Raw genomic sequence first — 6,317 nt, 5'->3', positions numbered from 1 at the left:
ACCTGCCGGTCATCATCCTGCCTCACGGCGGGCCCTGGGGGCGCGACGCGTACGGCTTCAACGCTATGCATCAGTTTCTGGCCAACCGCAGCTACGCTGTGCTTTCGCCCAATTTCCGCGCCAGCACTGGCTATGGCAAGCAGTTCCTGAACTCCGGCAACGGCGAATGGGGCCACAAAATGCAGGACGACCTGACCTAGGGCGTAAAATACCTCGTGGCCCAAGGCATTGCTGACCCCAAGCGTGTGGGCATCATGGGCGCCTCGTATGGTGGCTACGCCACACTGGCCGGCGTGGCCTTCACCCCCGACGTGTATACTGCCGCCGTGGCTGTTGTGGCGCCGTCCAACCTGACAACCTTGCTCAACGCCATTCCGCTGTATTGGGAGGCCGAGCGCAAGCAGATGTACGCCCGCATGGCCGACCCCGGCACGCCGTAAGGCCGCGCCGCCCTGGCCCGCATGTCGCCACTCAACGCGGCCGATAAAATTAAAACCCCGCTCCTAGTGGTGCAGGGCGCCAACGACCCGCGCGTGAACAAGGCCGAGGCCGACCAAATAGTGGTAGCCCTGCGCAACCGTAACTACCCCGTGCAGTACATCTGCGCGCCCGATGAAGGCCACGGTTTCGCCCGCCCCGTCAACAACATGGCCATGTTTGCTGCCTCCGAGAAATTCCTGGCCGGTCAACTCCACGGCCGCTACCAGGAAAGCATGAGCCCGGCGGTAGCCAAGCGCCTGCAGGAAATCACCGTCGACCCAAAAACCGTACAGTTGGGGGCAACGAATGGGCAGTAGGTGACAGTTGATTTCCAATAAAAAAGCCTTGCCTAGTTTATCCTTACCCAAAGCCAGAAGGGCCAGAAAGGCCTCCGAGTACTGGAGGGCATTTACGCAGCCACTCAAAGTGGGCAGAAGGTAGCTCTGCGGTAGAATGCACCGCCTCCTCATCTAAAAAATGACAACTACTATTAAAACTAGTTTTACAACTATATCTACAACTATTTAGAGTTGTACGCATCACTGCCAATACCGTCACGGGGGCAAAGAACGGAAGGGTGGGGATAGGTAGATTTTATATTCTCACTCCCGGCTGAGTCTCCCAAGATGCTGCTTCCTGTAGCTGCTCAGAAGCTGGTCTGATTAACCTGCTACACTGGCCTACTGTGCCGTAGTAGCTCTGGATGCAGCTGGCCACTAACTGTTACGCTACTACCTGCCCATCCATTCAAACCGAAGCCTACCCGAACGTGCCATGGCAACTGCCCAAGGCGCGTACGGGTAGCTTCGGTTTGAACATAGCTAGGTCGCTACATCCGGTTCTGGCTGGGGTTACTACAGCTGGATGCCCTGCGCCTGCATTTGCTTTTCTTGCGCGGCATGATTCGCGAGGAACTGCGCGTGTTGCGCTGCTGTACGCTCGGTACCCATGCTAGCTAACTGTTGCCGCAACTCAGTCGCGGGCAGGTCGGCACCGTAGCAGGGCGTACCGGGTTGCTGCCGCCAGGATTCGTGCAGGTTGCCGTTGTCTACGGCATCAAAGCCCAGTTCATCAACAAGAGCCATCACTCTCTGCTTGGCTTCGCCTTCGCCAGCCACGGGCAAGGCGATGCGGCCGGGCGTACCGGCGGGCTGCCCCGCGTTTTCGAGGTGGTCTGCGTAGATGTTGTTGAACACCTTCACCACCGGCCGGCCTAGGTGCTGCTGCACCCATTCACTTTCCGTCAGGTCTCCGCTTTCCAGCTCCGGCAGGTGGCCGTCGCGCAGCAAGGGGTAGTAATTGCTCGTGTCAATTACGGGCACGTCGGCGGATACCCCTTCAAATAAGTCCTGGGGCAGCTTGGGGATGTTTTTCAGAGGAATGGTTACCACGATCAGCTCGCCCTGGCGCGCCGCTTCCTGTACAGTAACGGGGGGTGGCGCCCGTGCGTTGGGCTACATCAGTGAGCGTTTCGGGGCCGCGTGAGTTGGCGATGTAGACTGTGTGGCCAAGGCTGGTGAGCCGTACGGCGAGGGCACTGCCGATGTGGCCGGCGCCAATGATTCCAATAGTCATGGGGAGTGGAAGTAGTGAACAGGGATAAGCAGCTACCGTGCGCAACTGCCTTATTCCATACCAGCCAGCCGGCAGATTGTTTGCTCTGGCGCTATCAGGCAGCGCATGCAAGCCTATACTGCCACCACGTAAGGACCGCACCGACGACCAATGGCTGTCATGTAGCAAAGAAGGACAGACGAGCGGCGCTGCAACCAGTGCCCCGAACAGCCTCAAGCATAGCTTGCCCTGTTAAGTCCCCAAAACGGCGGCTTACCTTTCCCTAATTAAGCGGTATAGCTGCTCACGGTACGTCTCGCTGATGGGCACTTGCTTGTCCCCGATGTAGAGGGTATTGCCATCCACCAGTTGAATCTTGTCGAGCGAGACGATGTAGGACTTGTGCACGCGCAGGAAGGGTGGCTGCGGCAGCGTATCGGCCAGCTCCTTAAGGGTCTGATAGGTGATCAGGCGCTGCCCTGGCAAATAAAGAGAAACGTAATTACTCAGCCCCTCAATGTAGAGAATGTCGGCGTAGCTGACGCGCACGTACTTATGTTTAGTATCACCTTTAATGAAGAGGTAGGCCGGAGGCGCAGGCACAGACGGGGGAAGCACAGCTGCTGCGGGCGCGGGGGAAAGAAGGCCTAAAGCCTTCTGGGCTGCTTTGAGAAAGCGCTCAAACGCAATGGGCTTGAGCAGGTAATCCACCACGTCGTTCTCGTAGCCTTCCAGTGCGTACTCGGGGTAGGCAGTGGTGAGTACGACCTTGCATTTTGTCCCGCTGAGCTTGAGAAATTGTAGCCCCGTCAGCTTGGGCATCTGAATGTCCAGAAAGACTACGTCCACGCTACCCTGCTGCACCAGCGTCAGCGCTTCAATGGGGTTCGTTGTGGTACCCACCAGCGTTAGGTAAGGCACTTGGCTGATGTAGTCGGCCAGGATGGCGAGGGCGGGCGCTTCGTCATCCACAACCAGGCAGCGAATCATAGGCAGTAGTAAGGCCCCGAGGGCCATATAAAAAGGGCCACCTTAGCAAGCAACCCGCAGTAAGGTAGTAAACTGCCCCCTTTCGGTGGCAATGTGCAACTGGTGACGGCCCGGATAAGATAGCGCCAGCCGCCGCCGCAGATTGGGTAGCCCAATGCCGCTGCTTGTGTCCTTCTGCTGGTCGCTAATGCGGTTTTCAACCTGAAAAACAACTTCCTGCGCGGCCACATGGAGCTGCAGGCGCACCGGGTGGGCCGGGTCATCGAGCACCCCATGCTTCAGAGCATTTTCCACGAAGGGAATCAGCACCAAGGGCGCAATCTGGCGGCCCGCGGGCTCGCCCGTAATGGTAAAGTCGACGAACAGCTGATCGGGAAAGCGCAGGCGGTACAGGGCCAGGTAGTGCTGCACGTACTCAATTTCCTGGGTCAATGCTACCTGATCGATGGCCGTCTCGTGCAGCATATAGCGCATCAGCTCGGCCAGCTTGAGCAGGGCACTCGCCAGCGGCTTGGACACGGGGTAGGCCATGCCGTAAAGTAGGTTAAGCGTGTTGAAGAGAAAGTGCGGATTGATCTGCGCTTGCAGGAACGCTGTTTCGGCGGCGCGCTTTTCTTCCCGAAGCTGCTGGTTTTCGCGCTCTTGGTGCAGGTTCCTCTCGCTCGCCCACAGAGCGGCACTAAACCACAGGGTAGGAATCGACCAAAAAAAGTTGTCTGCTACGTAATGCTGGATGGTGGTGCCTGGCGTGTAGTTATGAAACCCCAGCAGGGCCGGGAACAGCACTTCCTCAATACTGGCGCGCAGCCCAGCAAACAAGAGCACGGCCACGCCCAAGCCCACTGCCAGGTGCGGTAGCCGATTGACGCGTAGAAAACGGGGATACACCACCAAGTAGCAAAAGTAGAACACGACGGCCCGCACGACCCAGAAGGAAGTGAGCAGCCATAGACTTTGCTGCAGAGGTACTCTGTGGGGTTTAATGGCGCCACTATAGTCCCAGAATTCATCAATACAGGAGTAGACGTAGAAGGCTACCCAGGCCAGCACATGCCAGCGGATCGTGCTCTTTTTCATGGCGGGAATGACGAGAGAAACTTAGCGCGCTTCCTGCCGCTGCACCCGGCCGCCGCTACTCACGCGGCTGCTCAGCTGCGGGTTGCCCAGCACCGTTAGCTGGCCACCACTGCTGGCGTGGGCCTGTAAGTAGGTGGAGACCCTGACCCGGCCGCGGCTGCCACTGCTGAGCGTAGCCGTGCACGTCTCGACAGCCAATGCTTCGGCTTGTACATGCCCGCCGCTACTAAGCATCAGCCGGTAGTAGGGGCAGGTGCCCGCTACCGTAAGGCTGCCCGCGCTAGCCCCCGTTGACTGGAGCGTATCGGCAAGCAACTGGTGCAGCACTACCCGACCGGAGCTGGCCGTGCCCGCACTAACCCTTCTGGCCTGCACTTGCCCTAGCATCAGGAGCCCCGAACTATTAGCTTCTAGCCACAGCTGCTTCACTCGCAAGGTATCGGCGTGCAAGCGGCTGCCATTGGCCACGTAGAGACTGCGAACAGTGGGCATGGTAATATGCACGGTCACCTTCCCGAGAGGCGACTGGTTGCTCCGCCCGGCATCGGCGGTCCGGTCGCGAATGCGCAACTCGTCGTGGTCAACGTGGGTTTCCAGGCGGGCCAGGTCCTTGGGGGCGGCTTCCACCCGAACTTGCTGCGGGCTTCCTTGGTGCAGGAGCACCGTGATGGGTGCAGCCACCGCCACGTGGGTAAATGCGGCGACGTCGCGCGTATCGGGAGGCGTGATGCCGGCAGATGGAGTTGTAGGCAACAGTTGAAGCAGGAGTAGAAGAATAGCAGTCATAGGGGATATAAAGAAGCAGGTGGAAGACGCGTCAAACCTATCCATCCTCGGCAACGGCCGCCACTTTTTTATACCACTGCCCGAAAATGGGGTGTGAAACCGGAAAAAGGCTCTCACTTGATTTGACAGCCCATTTCCGGGCAGTGGAATAACTTTTTTGGGTAGGGGAGGCCCGCGGCACACTTTCGCCCCGTCCTCCAGCTTCTCCTGCCTTATGAAATGTTATACTCTCTTTACTGCCCTTAGCGTCTTGCTGCTCAGCGGCCAAACCCGCGCCCAACAACCGGTTGCCGTGACAGGCACGGTGCACAACGCAACGGGTGAGCCATTGGCCTTCGCCACGGTCGTGTTGGTGCACCTACCCGATTCGGCGGCAACGGCCACGCAAACGACGAATGAGCTAGGCTCGTATGACTTTGCGCGGGTTGCGGCCGGGCGCTACTGCCTGAAAGCCCAGCTGCTGAGTTACCGACCCGCCCGCAGTGCACCCTTTGAGGTGGCCAACCGGTCGATACTCATGCCCCGGCTGCTGCTCATGCCCCTTTCTACCACGTTGCAGGGCGTGACGGTGCAGGGCCGGCTGCCGGCTCTGGAGCAGCTCGCCGACCGCACCGTGTTGCACGTGGACCGCCTGAACACGGCCGGAGACAATGCGCTGGAGGTACTGCGCAAAGCGCCCGGCGTGCAGCTTGACAAGGATGAGAACATCGTGTACCGCGGCAGTACCGGCCTGACGGTGCTGCTGGACGGGAAGCTTACCTACCTGAACGGGGAAGATCTCAAGGCCTACCTCAAGTCGCTCCCTGCTTCTGCCATCAGCCAAGTAGAGTTGCTACCTAACCCACCGGCCTCCCTTGATGCGGCCGGCACGGCCGGGGTGCTCAACATCCGGCTTAAACGCACCCAGCGGCCGGGGCTGAGCGGCACGGCAACGCTGGCGGGCGGCTACGGCCGCTACGAAAAGGCCTCAGGCAGCACCAACCTGCACTACAACGTGGGCCGGGTGCGGCTGTTTACTCGCCTGAGCGCCGGGCGCTACAACTCCTACAACCGCTTGGTGCAGATGCGCCATATCCGCGACACGGTGTATCGGCAGGTGAACTACTGGCATCCGCTAGGGCACGCGCTCAACTTCGCGGCGGGCGTCGAGGTGCCCCTTACTCCCCGGCAGACCCTGGGTGGCAGGTGCGCGGCAGCCGCTACGCCCAAACGGCCCCAACCACGAGTACAACTACCCTCACGGATGCGGCCGGCCGCCCGGTCGGGCGCTTGCAAATGGATAACCCCAAAGCCTCCCGTTCCGACAACGTGGGCGTCAACCTCAACTACCGCTTCACCCTCGACAGCCTGGGCCGCCGAGCTGAGCGCCGATGCGACTACGTTCGCTACCCCTTCTACCGCCGACCAAATCTTCGCCAATTTAGCCTTCT

The 6,317-nt window shown here is 59.7% G+C and carries 6 protein-coding genes and 1 pseudogene; 2 read left to right on the top strand and 5 right to left on the bottom strand.

Annotated features, from left to right (window positions below; genetic code table 11):
- Positions 1-65 precede the first annotated feature (65 nt).
- Positions 66-797, top strand: a pseudogene (locus tag VI25_RS27415) (alpha/beta hydrolase family protein).
- A 537-nt stretch (positions 798-1,334) separates the two neighbouring features.
- Here the strand turns inward: VI25_RS27415 and VI25_RS21790 are convergent.
- The 5 genes from VI25_RS21790 to VI25_RS21775 all read right to left on the bottom strand — a co-directional run bounded on the left by VI25_RS21790 (position 1,335) and on the right by VI25_RS21775 (position 4,887).
- A complete protein-coding gene (locus VI25_RS21790; RefSeq protein ID WP_236705196.1) occupies positions 1,335-1,871 on the bottom strand; it encodes an NADPH-dependent F420 reductase in 537 nt (178 codons plus the stop codon).
- Positions 1,819-2,055, bottom strand: a complete 237-nt coding sequence (locus VI25_RS27410; RefSeq protein WP_236705195.1) for an NAD(P)-binding domain-containing protein — start codon at positions 2,053-2,055, stop codon at positions 1,819-1,821. Before VI25_RS27410 ends, VI25_RS21790 begins: the two co-directional genes overlap by 53 nt.
- A 252-nt stretch (positions 2,056-2,307) precedes the next feature.
- On the bottom strand, positions 2,308-3,024 hold the full coding sequence (locus VI25_RS21785) for a LytR/AlgR family response regulator transcription factor (RefSeq protein ID WP_045690631.1): 717 nt from the start codon (positions 3,022-3,024) through the stop codon (positions 2,308-2,310).
- A 42-nt stretch (positions 3,025-3,066) separates the two neighbouring features.
- Positions 3,067-4,101, bottom strand: a complete 1,035-nt coding sequence (locus tag VI25_RS21780; protein WP_055562888.1) for a sensor histidine kinase — start codon at positions 4,099-4,101, stop codon at positions 3,067-3,069.
- Between the two features lie 21 nt (positions 4,102-4,122).
- Positions 4,123-4,887: a GIN domain-containing protein gene (locus tag VI25_RS21775; protein WP_055562887.1), complete on the bottom strand. Its 765-nt coding sequence runs from the start codon at positions 4,885-4,887 to the stop codon at positions 4,123-4,125.
- A 214-nt stretch (positions 4,888-5,101) separates the two neighbouring features.
- Between VI25_RS21775 and VI25_RS21770 the strand changes: the two genes are divergently transcribed.
- A partial coding sequence (locus VI25_RS21770; RefSeq protein WP_152981766.1) for a TonB-dependent receptor occupies positions 5,102-6,317 on the top strand: 1,216 nt, incomplete at its 3' end.

It is taken from the genome of Hymenobacter sp. AT01-02, from assembly GCF_000961955.2.
In the GTDB taxonomy this organism is placed as follows: domain Bacteria; phylum Bacteroidota; class Bacteroidia; order Cytophagales; family Hymenobacteraceae; genus Hymenobacter; species Hymenobacter mucosus.
This window is presented reverse-complemented; position numbering and strand designations above follow the sequence as displayed.